This is a genomic window from Dactylosporangium darangshiense (assembly GCF_039537565.1).
Classification (GTDB): Bacteria; Actinomycetota; Actinomycetes; order Mycobacteriales; family Micromonosporaceae; genus Dactylosporangium; species Dactylosporangium darangshiense.
This window is the reverse complement of record NZ_BAABAT010000044.1, coordinates 80,691-96,738: the sequence shown is the minus strand read 5'-3', so window position 1 is coordinate 96,738 and position 16,048 is coordinate 80,691. Positions and strand designations below refer to the sequence as shown.

16 protein-coding genes are annotated in these 16,048 nt (G+C 68.8%); 10 read left to right on the top strand and 6 right to left on the bottom strand.

The window, feature by feature from the left end; genetic code table 11:
- The first annotated feature begins 132 nt into the window (after positions 1-132).
- Positions 133-507, top strand: a complete 375-nt coding sequence (locus ABD901_RS46415) for an HIT family protein (RefSeq protein ID WP_425556814.1) — start codon at positions 133-135, stop codon at positions 505-507.
- Between the two features lie 114 nt (positions 508-621).
- The gene (locus ABD901_RS46410; RefSeq protein WP_345138149.1) at positions 622-1,203 is read left to right on the top strand and encodes a GNAT family N-acetyltransferase; all 582 of its coding nucleotides are present in this window, start codon (positions 622-624) and stop codon (positions 1,201-1,203) included.
- 674 nt (positions 1,204-1,877) lie between these two features.
- On the opposite strand, the gene ABD901_RS46405 is transcribed toward ABD901_RS46410, so the two are convergent.
- Complete coding sequence (locus tag ABD901_RS46405; RefSeq protein WP_345138147.1) at positions 1,878-2,816, bottom strand: phosphotransferase enzyme family protein; 939 nt, start codon at positions 2,814-2,816, stop codon at positions 1,878-1,880.
- A 607-nt stretch (positions 2,817-3,423) separates the two neighbouring features.
- On the opposite strand from ABD901_RS46405, the gene ABD901_RS46400 reads away from it, so the two are divergent.
- Together ABD901_RS46400 and ABD901_RS46395 are read left to right on the top strand one after the other, a co-directional pair.
- Positions 3,424-4,104, top strand: coding sequence for a tetratricopeptide repeat protein (locus ABD901_RS46400; protein WP_345138145.1), 681 nt, complete (start codon positions 3,424-3,426; stop codon positions 4,102-4,104).
- A gap of 53 nt (positions 4,105-4,157) precedes the next feature.
- The gene (locus ABD901_RS46395; protein WP_345138143.1) at positions 4,158-4,973 is read left to right on the top strand and encodes a tetratricopeptide repeat protein; all 816 of its coding nucleotides are present in this window, start codon (positions 4,158-4,160) and stop codon (positions 4,971-4,973) included.
- Between the two features lie 158 nt (positions 4,974-5,131).
- Here the strand turns inward: ABD901_RS46395 and ABD901_RS46390 are convergent, their stop codons facing one another.
- Positions 5,132-6,562: a hypothetical protein gene (locus ABD901_RS46390; protein WP_345138141.1), complete on the bottom strand. Its 1,431-nt coding sequence runs from the start codon at positions 6,560-6,562 to the stop codon at positions 5,132-5,134.
- Positions 6,563-6,762: 200 nt separating this feature from the next.
- Between ABD901_RS46390 and ABD901_RS46385 the strand changes: the two genes are divergently transcribed.
- Both ABD901_RS46385 and ABD901_RS46380 read left to right on the top strand, forming a co-directional pair.
- On the top strand, positions 6,763-7,131 hold the full coding sequence (locus ABD901_RS46385) for a VOC family protein (protein WP_345138139.1): 369 nt from the start codon (positions 6,763-6,765) through the stop codon (positions 7,129-7,131).
- Positions 7,132-7,320: 189 nt separating this feature from the next.
- A complete protein-coding gene (locus ABD901_RS46380) occupies positions 7,321-7,578 on the top strand; it encodes a hypothetical protein (protein ID WP_345138137.1) in 258 nt (85 codons plus the stop codon).
- A 120-nt stretch (positions 7,579-7,698) separates the two neighbouring features.
- On the opposite strand, the gene ABD901_RS46375 is transcribed toward ABD901_RS46380, so the two are convergent.
- From ABD901_RS46375 to ABD901_RS46365, 3 genes are all read right to left on the bottom strand, one after another.
- Complete coding sequence (locus ABD901_RS46375; RefSeq protein ID WP_345138159.1) at positions 7,699-9,240, bottom strand: serine/threonine-protein kinase; 1,542 nt, start codon at positions 9,238-9,240, stop codon at positions 7,699-7,701.
- A 138-nt stretch (positions 9,241-9,378) separates the two neighbouring features.
- Positions 9,379-9,840 (bottom strand): SMI1/KNR4 family protein, encoded by a 462-nt coding sequence (locus ABD901_RS46370; protein ID WP_345138135.1) that lies wholly within the window; start codon positions 9,838-9,840, stop codon positions 9,379-9,381.
- Positions 9,841-10,151: 311 nt separating this feature from the next.
- Positions 10,152-10,634, bottom strand: coding sequence for a DinB family protein (locus tag ABD901_RS46365; protein ID WP_345138133.1), 483 nt, complete (start codon positions 10,632-10,634; stop codon positions 10,152-10,154).
- A 185-nt stretch (positions 10,635-10,819) separates the two neighbouring features.
- Between ABD901_RS46365 and ABD901_RS46360 the strand changes: the two genes are divergently transcribed.
- The 4 genes from ABD901_RS46360 to ABD901_RS46345 all read left to right on the top strand — a co-directional run bounded on the left by ABD901_RS46360 (position 10,820) and on the right by ABD901_RS46345 (position 15,493).
- Complete coding sequence (locus tag ABD901_RS46360; protein WP_345138131.1) at positions 10,820-10,969, top strand: hypothetical protein; 150 nt, start codon at positions 10,820-10,822, stop codon at positions 10,967-10,969.
- A 326-nt stretch (positions 10,970-11,295) separates the two neighbouring features.
- Positions 11,296-11,433, top strand: coding sequence for a hypothetical protein (locus ABD901_RS46355; protein WP_345138129.1), 138 nt, complete (start codon positions 11,296-11,298; stop codon positions 11,431-11,433).
- 143 nt (positions 11,434-11,576) lie between these two features.
- Complete coding sequence (locus tag ABD901_RS46350; protein ID WP_345138126.1) at positions 11,577-14,822, top strand: S8 family peptidase; 3,246 nt, start codon at positions 11,577-11,579, stop codon at positions 14,820-14,822.
- A gap of 326 nt (positions 14,823-15,148) precedes the next feature.
- Entirely contained in the window at positions 15,149-15,493 is a 345-nt protein-coding gene (locus ABD901_RS46345) for a hypothetical protein (protein ID WP_345138124.1), read from the top strand.
- A gap of 258 nt (positions 15,494-15,751) precedes the next feature.
- On the opposite strand, the gene ABD901_RS46340 is transcribed toward ABD901_RS46345, so the two are convergent.
- Positions 15,752-16,027 carry a hypothetical protein gene (locus ABD901_RS46340; protein ID WP_345138122.1) on the bottom strand — a complete coding sequence of 92 codons (276 nt, stop codon included), beginning with the start codon at positions 16,025-16,027 and terminating at the stop codon, positions 15,752-15,754.
- Between the last annotated feature and the right edge of the window lie 21 nt (positions 16,028-16,048).

Below are 16,048 nucleotides of genomic sequence, written 5' to 3'. Positions count from 1 at the left end.
ACCCCGAGCCGGCCGCCCTACCTGTCGCAGCGTGGATCAACAAGCCCGCCGAGCAAGACGACCCAGACGAGCCAGCCCACTCAACGAAAACCTAACCAACCTGCCTCAAAAATCTTGACACGCGCCGCCAGTGTGGTGTACGAGGACGAGACCGTCGTGGCCTTCATGGACCTGAACCCCGTCACACCCGGCCATCTACTCGTCGTGCCACGCGAGCACGCAGTGGGCCTCGAAGACCTCGATGGAGCCACTAGCGCTCAGGTTTGGTCGGTCGGTCATAACATGGCACGAGCCTTGCGACGCTCAAACATGCGCTGCGAGGGAATCAACGTCCTCCTCTGCGATGGCGAAGTCGCCTTCCAGACGGTCTTCCACTTCCACCTTCACGTCATCCCTCGCTACGCAGGAGACGGCTGGACCCTCAAGGCCGACTCGCCGGAACGCAAGAGGTCGCTCCTCGACAGCGACGCGCAAGCGATCAAAGACGCTATCGCGTCGACGGCCTGACTGGTCAATTCCGCTCATGCCGCGATCCGCGCGGTCGCCCAACCCGCGAGAAGCCCGGTTGTGAGTGACGCATCGCGTGTGCGGTTGCGCGGCCACCACCTCATGAGAGGCAACATGGCACCCATGTCCCTACCTACCCCTACGCTGCAGACCGCTCGCCTGCGACTGCGTCCGTTCAACGACGCCGACGCGAACGCCCTCTTCGCGCTGCACAGCAGCGCCTACGTGCTGCGCTACTGGGACGCGCCGCCCTGGAGCGAGCGGGTGCGCGCCGAGCGGTTCATCATGGCCTGCCGGCAGATGGCAGAGGAAGGCACCGGGACACGGCTGGCCATGGACCGTGTTTCCGACGGCGCGTTCATCGGCTGGTGCAGTCTGACCCGGTGGAACCCGGACTACCACAGCGCGTCGATGGGCTACTGCCTCGACGATGCAGCATGGGGCCACGGCTACGCGACTGAGGCCGCGCACGCCTTGCTGAAGTGGGCATTCGACACGTCGGACCTGAATCGAGTCCAGGCCGAGACCGATACGCGCAACGCGGCGTCTGCCCGCGTCCTGGAGAAGCTCGGATTCGTGCGTGAAGGGACGTTGCGCGAAGACTGCGTCGTGAACGGCGAGGTCTCGGACTCGTGGGTGTACGGGCTGATCAGGCGGGAGTGGCGGCCGTCGTCCGAGGCGGTTCCCGCCCGCTGAGTCCTCCTCGCTCGCGAGACGGCGCCGCCTCCGGCTGCTTCGTTCCGCTGAGTTGATGGGGCCGACGCAGGGCACTCTCATGCCGCGAGTGTCGCGCGGCGGCAGGACCGTCGTCGTCACAGTGAGTGATCACGGGCCCAAGCGGCGCCGAGGCTTCCCGTCCTGGCCGATGAGCGGATGCAGGCGCTTGGCGCCCGAGGTGGCTGGACGCTCGTGGGCAGGTTCGGCCGTTCGGCCGTCCACGCAACGGCGCACCCTTGTTACCGCAGCGCGTTTGTCACCTGCAGTAGATCTCTTGACGGCATCCCGCCCGGCCGGAGTTTCCAGACGTCGTCGTCCTCACCGCCGAACAGGGCGCCAACCAAATCGGGATCGGCGAAGCCATCCACCAGGCTTAACCAGAACGCCCGCCGCTGAAGCAGCCAGGTCCCATCGGCCAGGATGCCTGGAGCAATCCCGTCGATCGCAGAGCCGGGGTGTCTCGGCGAACATCCGCTTCTGCCGCGATCAAATCGCTACTTGAGGTGACAGCCCGAACCAATGGCTCGGCCTGCGGACATGCCGATGACCTTGCGACTGCCCATGAGAGTCATGGTTTCGGCCTACAGGCGTTCGCGCACGACGCTACGGCTGCGTCGCCGGAGCGCGCCTGGTTGAGGCATGGGTCTGACGTCTCACTCGTGGACAGGAAGCCTCGGCGCGCCGGCCTTTTCTGAAAGCAGGTCCGAGTGTTTCCGCACGTGGACGATCTGCCATTCCAGCTTCGGTATCGGGCCGACAGGGTCAGTGCAGCCGTAGTGGGCTGCAAGCAGGTCCTTGACCCCTATGAACAGCCAGGCCCAGAACACCGGCCGTACCAGCTGCCATTCGAGGTCCGACAAGGGGCGGACCTCGTCGTAGCCCCGCAGAACGTTGTCATGGTATCCGCGCCAGGACAGGGCGAAGTCGGCCACCTGGAAGGTGTAATGGGTTGCCTCGAAGTCGACCACGCCGGTCAGCCGTCCATCGTCGTACAGCAGGTTCCAGGGCGTGAAGTCACCGTGGATCACGCTGCGCGGAGCATCCACGATGACGTTGTCGGTAAACCACTCCAGCGCAGCGTCACGGCAGGCCCGCAGTATCCGCCCCTCGTCCGGGCGGGCCAGCTCGTGGATCCGCAGCCAATGGTCCAGCCCCGGGTCTGCCACCAGCTCCGCGGGACCGGAGAAACCGCCGCGCTGGTCGACGATGCCGGTAGCCGTGGCGGCCCTGTGGAACTCGGCCAGCAGTCGCCCCCGAGAGCGCTCCTCGGCCGGCTTGTCCCCATCGGCGGGCCGCACGGACCGGCCGGGCAACCGGTGGAACAACACCCACGCGCCCCCAGGCCCGATCAGTGGCTCTTCGACCGGCTCAGGGGTCGGCCATCCCTGGGCCCGCAGCGCCGCGGCGACCCGCAACGTGTAACGCCAGTCGGGAAAGCGTGCCGAGTCGAAGTACTTGACCACGAACGCCGCACCATCGCGCGTGGCTTCCCACGTCCCGGTTGCCCGGTCGCCCAACACCCGGCCGGGCGTCAGCCGCCAACGAGAGCACACTTCGCGATCCAGCCCAGGACCCGTCGGTGTCAGCGCCATGTCCGTCGTCTCCTCGCTGTAGTTTCGGTCACCCGTCACCGCCCGGTCGTCCGACCTCAAGCTGGACCGCAGACCTCTACATGACCGCCCAGGCGTCGTGACTGAGCCTTCCTGCCGCGCGGACGCACCGCTCGGGTTCCTGATGCCTGCCGTCCGTCGCCCATCCGCATCTGCCGCTGACAGAGTGCGCCAGGCTGCCCGAAGCGGTCACGCTTCGTGACCAGCATTCGGCGCCGGCGGGCGCCCGGAACTGCCGATGTCAGTGCACGTGATCTTGCACTTGTGGAGGACGGTGAAGCCGCTTCACGCAGGCGGCTCGGGCCGTCCAACGTTGCTGGCGGAGATCCGCGCTGGTAACAGTGAGGTTTGCTGGAGCTGTTGATGTAGTTGAGGAGAGAGTACGGCCATCGACGGGGATTCGCCGACGCGGGAGTACATAGGCTGGATCAAGATCGACGACGGGGAGCGCGTCCCGTTGAGCGTCTTCGCCGCCGACGTCGATGAAGCGTACGAGCGCGTGGTGGAGCAGTACGGAGAAGGGCACCAGCTCTCAATCTGGAATGAGGAAGACGCTCAAACCTATCGGTAATCAGGTGCTTGCAAGCCTGTGGGGCAGGAGTTGATGGCCGGCCGGCAGCAGCTGCGCCATAGCAAACTCCGCGTGCGTCACGGTCAGCCGGCGCTGAACGCGGCGAACATGGATTCACTTCAGTGCATGCAACTGCCGCTGAGTACGGTTCGATCCCAGGCCTTCCTAGCGGGCGCTACGTTCGACGGCGTGAAGGCTGCGGACCTTGCTCGACGTTTTCGTACCTATGACGGTTGGCTGCCGCCCGCGGTCGCCAACCGGCTGGCCGAGCACGGCCATCTCGACGAACTGCGGCGCCTGGCCGAGCGAGGCGACTGGTGCTGCGCCGATCGGCTGACGCGTACGCTGTTCGAGCGGCACGAACCCGAGGCCGCCATGCAAGTGCTCCGGCCGTTCGTCGAAACCGGTTGGTGGCAAGCGGTGGAGGTGCTCGTGGACTTCCACGACAGGCGCGGCGAGACGGATGCCGCGATCGCGCTCGCGCGGGGAGCGTTGGACAAGGGGAGTCCGCACGGGATCGAACGGTTGGCGGTGCTGCTGGCCAGGCGGGGACGCGTGGACGAGGCTGTAGTGCTGCTCCGGCCGTACGCCGGTGAGCACGTGGTGCTCACTGCGCTGATCGAGCTGACCGAGGGGCACGGATACGACGGCGACCTCACGGCGCTGGTACGCAAGCAGATCGAGGCTGACAGTCCGTGAGGTTATGGAACGCCGCGCCGGCGCTCGCCACGCTGCTCGAGCGCCAAGGGCAGGTGGACGAGGCGCTGAAGGTACTCACCAGGAGCGCCTTCGGCGAGCATGCCGTGTTCGTCAATGCCGTCGAACAGCTCGCTGACATCCTGGCCAAGCACGGTCGGGAGCAGCAGCTTCGCGAGTGGGTCGCCGGCAGTGGTGGCGAGCACGCCGTCTTCCGGTTGGCCGTCTGGCTGGAGAGCCTCGATCGGGTGGACGAGGCCGTCGAGGCGATGCGGCCCTTCGCCGCGGACGGCTCGCCGAACGTTGCCGCTGCTCTGGCGGAGCTTCTGACCCGGCACGGCCGCGCCGACGAGGCGATCGAGGTCCTGCGGCCGGTGCCGAAGCTGATGGGCGGCGACCCGGAGTGGCTCGTCGGGAACCTGTGCAAGCTTCTGGTCGAGCGAGGCCGGGCCGACGAGGCGCTTGCGGCGATCGACGAGCTCGCGGAGCATAGCGGCGGCATGAGTATCGAGCTGCTGTTCGAGCGCGTTGAGGTGCTCGCACGGTCGGGGCGGGTCGAGCAGCCGATCGCCGAGCTGGGAGCTCACCCGGAGGGTGGCACCTGGTACGGGGCCTCGAAACCGGCCGGCCTTCTGGTCCTCGCGGGCCGCCCAGGCGAGGCGATACGGACGCTGGAGTCCGCCGACGACTCCGCGTGGACCACCGCCGAACTGGCCGTGCTTCTGATCGACCAGGGCCGTGTCGAGGAGGCGCTGGCGCTTTTCGCGCCCGAGGAGGCGCCCAAGAGCGAGGAGGGCAGGGCGTTCTGGCGGCGGTTCCACCGCGAGGGCCGTGTCGCCGGGATCGAGCCGCCACGGGCGGCGGACCGGTGAACTGGTCCGAGGTGCTGGACGCGCGGCCCGGTACCGGCGACCGACGAGGGTGTCGAACTTGGCGATCCTCTGCCTGCCGACGTCGTTGATCGGTTGGCGGCCTCGTTGGAGGTCGTCCGCGCACCTGGCCACCCTGCTCAACGAGCGCTGAGCCCCGCCTACCAGAAGCTTGGATACGGCCCGTCGTCCTCGCCCGGCGCGGGCATCGGACGCTGAGCGACGCCGTCCACGGTGGCCGGCCCATCGGGCGACTCCGGCTCCGCTACCGGGACGTCCACGACCGGCTCGGGTTCCATAAGGTCGGTGGCCGGCCCCTCTCCCACGGCACGATCCGGGCGACGGTCGTGGATCCGCATCGCCACCGTCCAGTGCTCTCCGGCCGTTGGTGGCTCCACGTCCTCGAACGGCATACCCGCCGGATGACCGGCCACCTCATCCTTGATGGGCCTCGGAGGTTGGGGTCCGGTCAGCTTCAATCCGGGCAGCCTCCGCCGAACGACCGGCGCCTCATCGGGACCGGACGCCTCAGCCAGAACAGGCGGCTCACCAGGAGCACGCGGTTCAGCCGGACCGGGCGGCTGAACCGGGCGATGGATTTTCCGCAACGCAGCCGGTTGGAACTCGGCCGTTGCCGCGTTCGGTTGCTTGATCGGCCGCATGAGGGTCGGGTTCGTGGGCGGTTCCGTTGCGGCGGTCTCCGCCGGCCCGGGCGACGACCCGGCCGACCGCGACGGCAGCGACGGCTCCGGCGCGACGCTCCCGTTCGACTGCGGCGACGAGGCTGCCGGGGGCGAAGGCGGCGGCGGGACCTCGGTCGCGGGAACCGGCGCGGGCTCAGGACCAGGGGCGGACACAGGCGGAGGCGCGGGCGGTGGCAGAGAAGGGGGAGCGGCGAGATTTGGTGGTTCCGCGATCTCCGGCCACCGGGGCTGCGGTTGCGGCGGGTGCTCCAGCGACCGGGCCGGCGCGGCGGTTTCGAGGACGTTGTCGGCGATGGAGATGATGCGCAGCCCGCGCGACAGGGAGCGTATCGGCGCGAGGTAGGCCCGGGCCCCCAGCTGCCCGACCACGGCGCCGAGCGGCCGGGCGACGCTGGGTGGGAGGCCGATGATGCGCAGCACCACGTAGGCGACGCCCGACAGGAAGTCCCGGCAGCCGTCGTGTACCGCGTCGAGCACGTCCGCGATCGCGGCCAGGGCGGTGTCGTGGGCCAGCTCCTTGAGGGCGGCGTCGAGGGCCCGCGGCGCGAGCACCGCCACGAAGTCCTCGCCGGCCGCCATTCGCGCCAAATCCACGGCATACCCGGCGGCCTTGGCGCGTGACCGGCGGTCGGCCTCGACGGTCCAGCCCACCGGCGCGGCCGGCGCGAAGGGGATCGCGTGCCAGGCGGTCGACGTGGACGTCGGCGACGCGTGGTGGACGATCTCGACGTACACGATGTCAGGGCGCGCGAACCCGTCGCCTGACCGCGGGTCGTCCGAGGGCCGGCAGCGTCGGCAACCCGGCGCGACCGGCCACACCGCCAGGACGGATCCGGCGGCGCCGTGCAGAACGACCTTCTGGCACGAACAGTCCGTGTCTGCGCTCATACGCCGAGTGTGTGCCGGCCCCGCAACCCCCAGGCTGGCCCCGGTCGGTCGCGCAACCCCAACTACATCCTCGCCGCGTACATGGCCTCTGGAACGTAGCCATGGCTCACGCATTTGCCGAGTAGTGCGTGTCTGCCGTATCGGCGTCGCCTGCGATCTGTCTCGGCTCGAGCCGTTGGCCGTCAAGATAGGGTGATCGCATGGCTGTCGCTCGATTGGCCTCGATAGTTTTCGACTGCAAGGATCCGGCAGAGCTGGCGCAGTTCTGGGCTGCGCTTGTCGGTGGCGACGTGGCCGTGACCGGCGACGAGTTCACTGCGGTGCGAACGAGGCAAGGCTGGATCGCGGCCATGCGGGTGCCGGACTATCGGCCGCCTACCTGGGGCGACGCTGCCGTGCCCAAGCAGATGCATGTCGACCTGTCGGTCGATGACCTTGACGAGGCTGAAGCCGAGGCAGTTCGCCTCGGGGCCCGCCTGCTCCCCGATCAACCCGCTCCGGACCGATACCGAATCTTCCTGGATCCCGCGGGACATCCTTTCTGCCTCTCGATCCAGATTCCTGACTAAGGTCACCAACGCCCGGCCCGATGTTCACGCTCATGCCGCCGACCGAGCGCGCCAGGCCGCCCGAAGCGGTCACGCTTCGTGACCAGCGTTCGGCGCTGGCGGGCGCCCTGAACTGCCGATGTGCGTACACGTGATCTTGCCGTGCCGGTGGCGGTCAGGCCGGCGCTGATCGCCTGAAGTTCGGCCGCGATGCCCCTGGATCTGCGCTCGCACGGCTTCGCGCCTCGACTCCGGCAGATCGGCCCAGCCGAGGTCGCCGGGGCGGGTTGCAAAGGCGCGGGCCGCCGCGACGTACCGCTCGTGAAATCGCCGCGCCAGCCGCTCGCTGAGGTCGTCGGTGATCAGGGCCGCATCGCACGCTCGGGTGATAATCGGATAGATTTGAAGCCATCCGGCGACCTCATCGAGCAGCTCGTGGGACCGGCCGCTGTGGAATGCGTCGGCTAGCGCCGTGCCGCGTTAGGTTGTCACGAACGCCGCCTCGCTGACCGCACGCCACCGTCTATCGTGGACACTGCCTGAAGTGCCGGTTGTCGGGATTGAGCCGGCCCTGCTGGTAGGCGCGTGTCAGATTGGGGTGGCGACGGGGAGACCGGCGACGCAGCGCACGTTGAGGCGGAGGCGGACGGCCAGCAGATCGATCTCCACGCGCGCCGTGTCACGGGCGCCGCCCTGGACGCTGACGACCTTCGCGCCGGAGGCGGGCAGCACGTCCAGGACGCTCACCTTCCCGTCGGCGCACCCGGCGATCACGACGCCGCCGAGGGTGGACAGGCGGACAGCGACCAGCGCCGGCGTCGTGGGCTGGGCGCCCGGTGCCGTGGTGCCGGGCGTGCCACCGGCCGGCGGGGCGGTCGTGCCGCCGGGCACCGGGTTGACCTGACCGCCGCCGCCCATGGCATTGCCCGGACGCCCGGCATTGCCGACCGACTCGACCCGGTGATCCGGGCCGCTGTCCGTCGTGTCCGTCGACTGATCGCTTCCGGTGTCTGTGGTCGGGCCGGCGTCGGTGCCGGGATCGACCGGAGGCTCGCTCGTCCCGTCTGGCTGTGCGTGACCGGTCACGGTGGGTTTGACTCCCGCCGCATCCGGCAGTCCCTGCGGGGCACCGGCGTCGCGGGTCAGGAGGAAGGACGCCAGGATCACCGCCGCGGTGGCCGACATGGCGATACCGAGCCTCAGCTGGCGCCGGGTGTGGAGCTCCTCGACCGCGTCGTCTGCCGGCTGGCCGGCGAAGATGCCGATCGCCCGGATCGGGCGGTTCGGGAGCGGGATGCCAGCGGCCGCGGCCAGCACGGACGCCACCTCGGCGGCGGCCGGGCGGTCCGCGGGGTCTTCGGCGAGGCAGGATATGCACAGTTCCCGCACGTCCGCCCGCACGCCCTCGACGTCCGCCAGAACTTCCGGCGCTGACTCGTCCGACGGGAGACGGCCGGTGAGGCAACTGTAGAGCAGCACCCCGAAGGCGTGGACGTCGCTTGCCGGGTCCAGACGGCCCCAGCTATCCGGCGTGTTCGCGTCGTCCGGCTCGCTCGGGGAGCCGAGAATGCCGAAATCGACTACTTTCGCCGCGTCCGCGGTGAGTATGACAGTGGCGGGCGTGACATCGCCGTGTACGAGATCAGCGGCGTGCAAGGCGGCCAGACCGGCCGCGACCTCGGCGCAGATCCGGGTCGCGGCATCGGCCGGCAGCGGGCCGTCGGCGAGCCGCAGGGCGAGCGTCGGACCGCGGAGCAGTTCCATGACGACGAACGGGCTGTGGTCCGGCGTTTCGCCATAGTCGTAGACACCCATGACGTTTGGGTGCGAAGGACCTGCTGCGGCCCGCACCTCCCGGAGGAACCGGCCGCGCAGGCCGGCATCGGCGGCGAACTTCCCGGAGAGCACCTTCACCGAAACCGCGCGGTCCAGGAGCTCATCGTGCGCCTGCCAGGTCTCGGAAACGCCGCCCTCGCTGAGCCGATCGGAGAGGCGGTACCGGTCGTCGAGCAACTGTCCCTCATCCACCGACACAGTCTGCACCAATCGACGGCGACCTACATTCGCCAACACCAGTTTGCTCCGGCCATGTTGAGGCAGGCGCCTGCCCGTTACGCGAAGCCTCCTCATCAAGATCACGTGCACTCATTTGCCGCCGAGCGAGGGCCGTCGGCCGGCTTGAGATCGTCACGCTTCGTGGAAGCAGTTGGTGCGGCGATTCGCTGCTTCCGGCGCGCGTTCGTGCGGACGTCAGCGCATCGGCTGCCATCAGCCTCTGATGCCCAGCCACGGGTCCGCCCGAAGGGCAGCGAGCGTCTCCAGGTGATATTCGGTAGCAGCCCGGATGAAGGCGTCGAGGGTCGGGAACTCCTCCACGCCTCCTTGCGTCACCCAGCAGACCCGGGGCGCCGCTGTGATGTCGATCAGGACGACGCTCAGACTCGACTCGGCCGCCCCGATGACGAGGTACCGGTCGCGCGACAGCTGGAACTGCCAGCCGCTGCCCTCGTCATACGCCTCCAGGACTACCCACGCCTGCTCGGTCGCCGGCCCGCCGAGCAACTCAGCGATCGCGAACATGTCCGTTTCCCCGTCGAACCCGACCCACCCATCGCAGTAGGTCAGGAACTGCGCGTATGACGGAGGCAGGTCGACGCGCTGCCCGAGCTCGGCCACCCTCGACAGGTCCGCGCCCGGGTTCGGACCGCCGTGCCTGAAGATCCGATGCACATCGGCCCGTTCCACGTCTCGGCCGACCGCTGCCGCCCGTTCGACCAAAGCTCGAAGCACGCGATCCACGTTGCCCCCTCGAAGTCAGTCACCGCAAACCGGGGCCTATGAGAACGTCGCGCTCTTCGCCGTCCGTGCGTGCGCAGTAGGTCGCCGCTCGTCACGGTCAGTAACCGACCACCGAAGCCCGGAGGTCCTCAACGGCCGATGCTCGGCTGTTGAGTGTCTGATGGGAACCCCAATCGGACAACGCAATATCTTCAGCCGCACTACGTACGCCTCGGCACCGCATGTGTGCCCGACCCCTGCCCTCACCGTGGGCCCAGGCCCGTCTTCCCATCGATCAATTCCCGGACGACATCCAGGTGCCCCGCGTGCCGTGCTGTCTCCTCGATCATGTGCAGGACGACCCGGCGCAGGTCCGTGATCTCCTCGTCTGGCACGTCGCGATGACGACCGAGCGGCGGCGTCGCCAACGGTGTCGCTGCAAGGACAGCGTCCGAGCGCGCGCACTGCTCGCGGTAAAACGCGAAGACCTGCCCGGGCGACCGCGACGTGACCAGCGGGGGATCATCGTTGCTCCAGGGCAAAGGTTCGGCCGAACCAGTGGCGACCTGTTGGAACCAGTACCGTTCGGCGAAGCCGAGGTGTTCAATCATGCCCAGCGGTGTCCATCCGGAGGCAAGGACAGGCGTCGTCAACGCCTTCTCATCCAGCCCCTCGACAATGGCCAGCACGCTGTCTCGCTGCGCCTGCAGAAACCAATGCAGAGCGGCCTTCTCACCGTCACCCACGGCGGCACCGCAACGGCAGCCTCCGACACACGAAGACATCGCCGACGGCGGAGACCACCCCGTCCGATAGGGCACCCCGTAACATCCCGGATCCGTCGAGGTCGGTGTGTCGCCGAGGATCAGGAGCATGTCGGCCGCCGGCGGGTGTCGAGCACCACCGCCCCGGCCGCCGCGACCAAGGCACCATGACCCTCGGCGAGCTCCTGCGGTTCCGAGCGGACATCGCGGCCCAGTCACGCTCGTCGCCGTGGACGAGAATCATGTACGTCGCCATGTCAACATCCTTCATGTGGGGCCCGGCCGGGCCCGCCTACCTCTCCGACGAGTCGAACTGACCGCCAATCGACAGATCGGGGAAGCAATTTCCGCAGCATAGGAGATCGCTACCTTCGATCCGGCCCACTCCAAGACCGACCAGCGCCCGACTCTTGCGGGTGGTCGAGCTGCTGGCAGTGACGGCCGAGGCGGCGATCCGCCACAGCGGCAGCAGCAGGTAGACCACCATCGCGAGCGGGCCGAGGACACCGACGACGCCCAGTACGCAGCACCCGCGTGCATAGGGACAATTCGATGCCGATCTCGATCGGCACCTGCCGCCCCGGCCCGGACGCCATAGCGAACACTTTTCCCGCCTCCGGCGAACTACAGGTGTGATGCAACTGTGGACGACCCGCAGGAGGCGGACTTGGTTGTGGTGACGCGGCCGTGCACGGCGCAAGGACCGGATGCCGACGCCGACCTTATCGAGCAGGCGAAGCGGGTGCCCGAGCGGTTCACCGCCGTGTTCGACCGGCACTAGGCAGATCTACGCGTATGCGGCCCGGCGCCTTGGTCCCGACTTGGCCGAGGCCAGCGCCGCCGATGGCCCTGCGTGAACCCAGGTGTTGCCGATGCGGACACGGCGAGAAACGAACTGCTCATGTCTATGGAAGGAGTGTGCCTTTGAAACGATGGACGCGAATTCCGGCCGCCGCAGCGGTGGCCGCGGTGCTCGTGATGGCGGCGTGGTTCGCCGCACTGCCACCCGCAAACGCGGCACCGGTATCCGGCGGCACCAGACCGACGGTCACGCTGGTCACCGGCGACCAGGTGGTCTTGCTCGGCAACGAGCGGATCAGCGTGCAACCGGGTCCCGGCCGGGAGAAGACCCTGTTCTTGACGCGCCGGGTCGCCGGCCACGTGCAGGTCATCCCGGCCGACGCCATGCAGCTGCTGCACAACGGCCAACTCGACCCCCGACTGTTCGACGTGACCGAGCTGTCCCGAGCCAAGCGGCACGACGCCGTTCCGGTCATCATTGCGTACACGGATGCCAGTGCTCGCAGCACCGGCAAGGCCGCGGCCGCCAAGACCGGGGCCCAACCGGAGCGGGACCTGCCGGCGGCACACGGATTCTCGGCGAAGGTGGCCAACGCCGACCTGGGCCGGTTCTGGACCGGCTACACGACCGGCAATCTCGGCACTGCCGGTCGTCCCAAACTTTGGCTGGACGGGGTACGCCACGTCGCCCTCGACGTGAGCGTGCCGATGATCGGCGGGCCGGCCGCCCGCGCCGCCGGGCTCGACGGCTCCGGCGTCAAGGTCGCGGTTCTTGACAGCGGCATCGACGCCACACATCCGGATCTCGCCGGCCGGGTGGTCGCCGAGCAGAACTTCACCGAGGGTTACGAGGACAACCGCGACCTGGTCGGTCACGGCACCCACGTCGCGTCGACCATCGCAGGCACCGGCGCCGCCTCCAGCGGCAGGTACGCGGGCGTCGCACCGGGAGCGCAGCTTCTCGACGGCAAGGTCTGCGTCGTGGACGGCTGTAACGAGTCGTGGATCCTCGCGGGGATGCAGTGGGCCGCCGAGCAAGGCGCGCAGATTGTGAACCTCAGCCTCGGCAGCTACGACACCCCCGGCCTCGACCCGATCGAGCAGGCAGTGCAGGACCTGACGGCGCAGCAGAACATCCTGTTCGTCGTCGCCGCCGGCAACACCGGCCCGGGTGCCGGAACGGTCACCTCACCGGCCAGCGCCGACGCGGCGCTCGCCGTCGGTGCGGTCGACAAGGGTGACCAGCTCGCCGACTTCTCCAGCCGGGGGCCGCGCGCCGGCGACGGCGGGGTCAAGCCCGACCTGACCGCACCCGGCGTGGACATCGTTGCGGCCCGCAGCAAGGACGCATCCGAAGGTACCCCGATCGGTGAGAGCTACCTGCGCATGTCCGGCACGTCGATGGCCACCCCGCACGTCACCGGCGCGGCAGCGGCGCTGAAGCAGCAGCATCCACAGTGGACACCGGCGCAGCTCAAGTCCGCGCTGATGGCCTCGTCGAAGCTGAACGCCGGCCAGGACGTCTACGCGCAAGGTGCCGGCCGGGTCAACCTCGCCCGTGCCATCGCACAGCAGGTGTACGCGACGCCGCCGAGCGCCTCCTTCGGCCTCCAGCGGTGGCCGCACAGCGACGACCAGCCAGGCACCATCACGGTCACATACGCGAACGAGGGCCCGCAGCCGGTCACGCTGAGCCTGGCCCTGAACACGACCGCGCCAGGCGGCATGTTCACACTCTCGACGAGCTCGGTGACCGTGCCGGCCGGTGGCCGCGCGGACGTCGGGCTCACCGCAGACACCCGGGTCGGCACCGCCGACGGCACGTTCACCGGCTACCTCACCGCCACCGGATCCAGCGTCGAGGTACGGGTGCCGTTCGCCGTCGAGCGGGAGGCGGAAAGCTACGACCTGACCCTCGTGCACACCGGCCGGGACGGCAACCCCTCGACGCTCTTCAACACGCTCGTCATGGGACTCGACGGCGACGTATTCGAAGGAGTCTCCGGCAACAGCACCACGACGGTGCGGCTGCCGAAGGGCCGGTACACGATCGACAGCTCCATCGTCGACGCGGACAGCGCGACGCAGCTCGTGCAACCGGTCCTCGACCTCATCGGGGGTCCGCAGACGGTGGACCTCGACGCCCGGCTCGGCGAGCCGGTGCACATCACGCTCGGAGACCGGGCGGCGATCCCAGTCACCGCCGAATTGACCACCCGGGACCACGTGTACGGCGGGATCACCAACATCGGCGGCTTCTTCGCCCCGTCGTTCGACCGCCTGTACTCGGCGCGAATCGGCCCGGACAGCACCGGCCCCGGCCCAGTCACGACCGTCGTGGGCGGACGATGGGCGCACCCCGGCCCGAACGGTTCACTATTGGACAGTCCCGAGACGTACGTCCTCTACTGGTTCGGCACCGGGCACATGGGATCGGGCTTCGAGCGCACCGTGACGAAGGCCGACCTCGCCCAGGTGCGCCTGGACTTCGGCAGTACCGTGCCGGGCGTCGAGAGCTGGAGCGACGCCTCGGCGTCCACACCGTCCGGCGAAATCAACCTCGTCGGGTACGGAGTTCCGCTGCGCGCGCCGTTCAACCGGGTCACGTACCACAACCCCGGCACGCTCTGGAGCGGCGAATTCATGGAGGACGACCTGACCGGCCTCGAACTGCTCACCGCACCGGCCACCACCTATAAGGCAGGCAAGCGGTACGACCAAACCTGGAACCGGGCGGTCTTCGGCCCAGCGTTCGGCATCATCCACCGCGACCCAGACGACACGATCTTCGTATTTCCCGCGCTCTACGGCGACGGACTCGGCCGCTCGGGCACGTCCTTCAGCTCCCAGGAGCGGATCACCCTAACCCGAAACGGCGCTGACGTGCCGGGCCGGGAGTCCGAGGGCGGCATGCTGTACACCGTCCCAGCCGGTGCCTCGACGTACAAGCTGAGCGTCGTGGCGGATCGCGGAGCGCCGGGGACGCTATCCACGCACACTGAAGTCGCATGGACGTTCGGGTCGGCGCGCGTAGCCGCACGGACACCGCTGCCGCTGTCGGTCGTGCGGTTCAACCCACCCGTCGACCGGTTCAGCACCGCCCCCGCCGGAGCCACATTCAAGGTCCCGGTGACCACGGCACAAACGCCGGACTCGTCGGCGACCGCTTCCACGTCTCTGGCCGTCCAGTTCTCCTACGACGGCGGCGCCACCTGGAAAGCGGCCTCATTGCACCGGGAGAACGGAGGCACCGTGGCAGTGCTGAAACACCCAGCCGGCCCAGGTTTCGTCTCGCTCCGCGCGACCTCGACGGACACCAACGGCAATACAGTCGAACAGACCGTACTCCGCGCCTACAAGATCGCCTGACCTGAGCGCCCGAACAGCGTCGGTCTCCCGGCCAGCGGCCGACCAGCTCGTCGGCCGGGAGCCAATGCTGAGCCGGACCAGTCCCGAGACGAGGTAGGTGTCGCCGATGCCGGTCTGGTCGGCCGAGGTCATCTTGATCTGCAGCGCCGGGTTGGTCTGTCAGGCGCCGAGCGGCTGCGTCAGCTCGCCGATCGGCCTTCATCGAGAAGGCTGGGCGCGAGACAGTGCGATGGTCGCCTTCGGCGCGCGGTTGCCGGCCGTTCCCTGGCAACTGCTCCGTCTCCCGCACGGCAGCCATCGCGGAGGTCGGCCTCGGCGCGCTGTCGGTGTTCGCCGTCTTCGGTGGCCCTGGCGCGCTCATCAACACCTTCTTCTTCGTCGCGATGTCCCTTGCCACCGGCCCCTCGGTGCCGTCCGAGGCGCTGCCCCGCTGGTTACGGGCGGTGACCTCGATCACCGCGATGCCGCCGATACTCGACGCCGTACGGGCTGTGCTGTTCTTCGACGGCCGGGGCGCAGCCGGCCTGACCTACGGCTGGACGCACATTGCCGTCGGGGGCACCGTGGGTCTGACGCTGGGATTGACAACCACCTGGTGGTACGACCGTAATCCTCGCCTGTCCCGCCACCCGGCCGAGGCCATGGTGACGGCGGGCGCACCGCCGGGTTGAGTCGTTGCACGGCTCGAGTGGTCAATCTTCATGCAGCGTGGCTGCGCGACGACGATCGTGGCCCCCCGGACCGACCCTTGAGGTCGGCAGACTCGTCGTCCCACGCTACGGCCGTGACGGTTCGGCGCCGGCCGAACCGTCACGATGCGTCCGGGCCTGGGAGAAGCGGGCGTGGCGGCGGGAACGTTGACCGTTGCTGCCAGTCTGGGCGCAACTGGCAGCAGGCTGGCAGTTCAGCCGGCTTCCTCCTGGCCGCGGTTACTGCTGCGGCAGCCGCCGTAGGGTCTGGATGAGGTCCTGCTGTGCCCCCATGAAGTGCGCTGCGGCCCGCCGGGCTGCGGCAGCTGCCGTTTCGTCGACCGACATCGCGGCCAGAGCCAGCTCGTTGGCGACAGTGTGCAGCGCAAGCGTCGCCGCAACCAGCGGGGCGAACACCTCGGTGGTGTCGATTTCCACGTCGGTGGCGAGGCTGGCGGCGAGCGCGTCGGCGGCGTCGGCGAGCTGCCGGGCTGAGACGGTCGGGTCGGATTCCATCGGGGCAGGGTAAGCCACCGG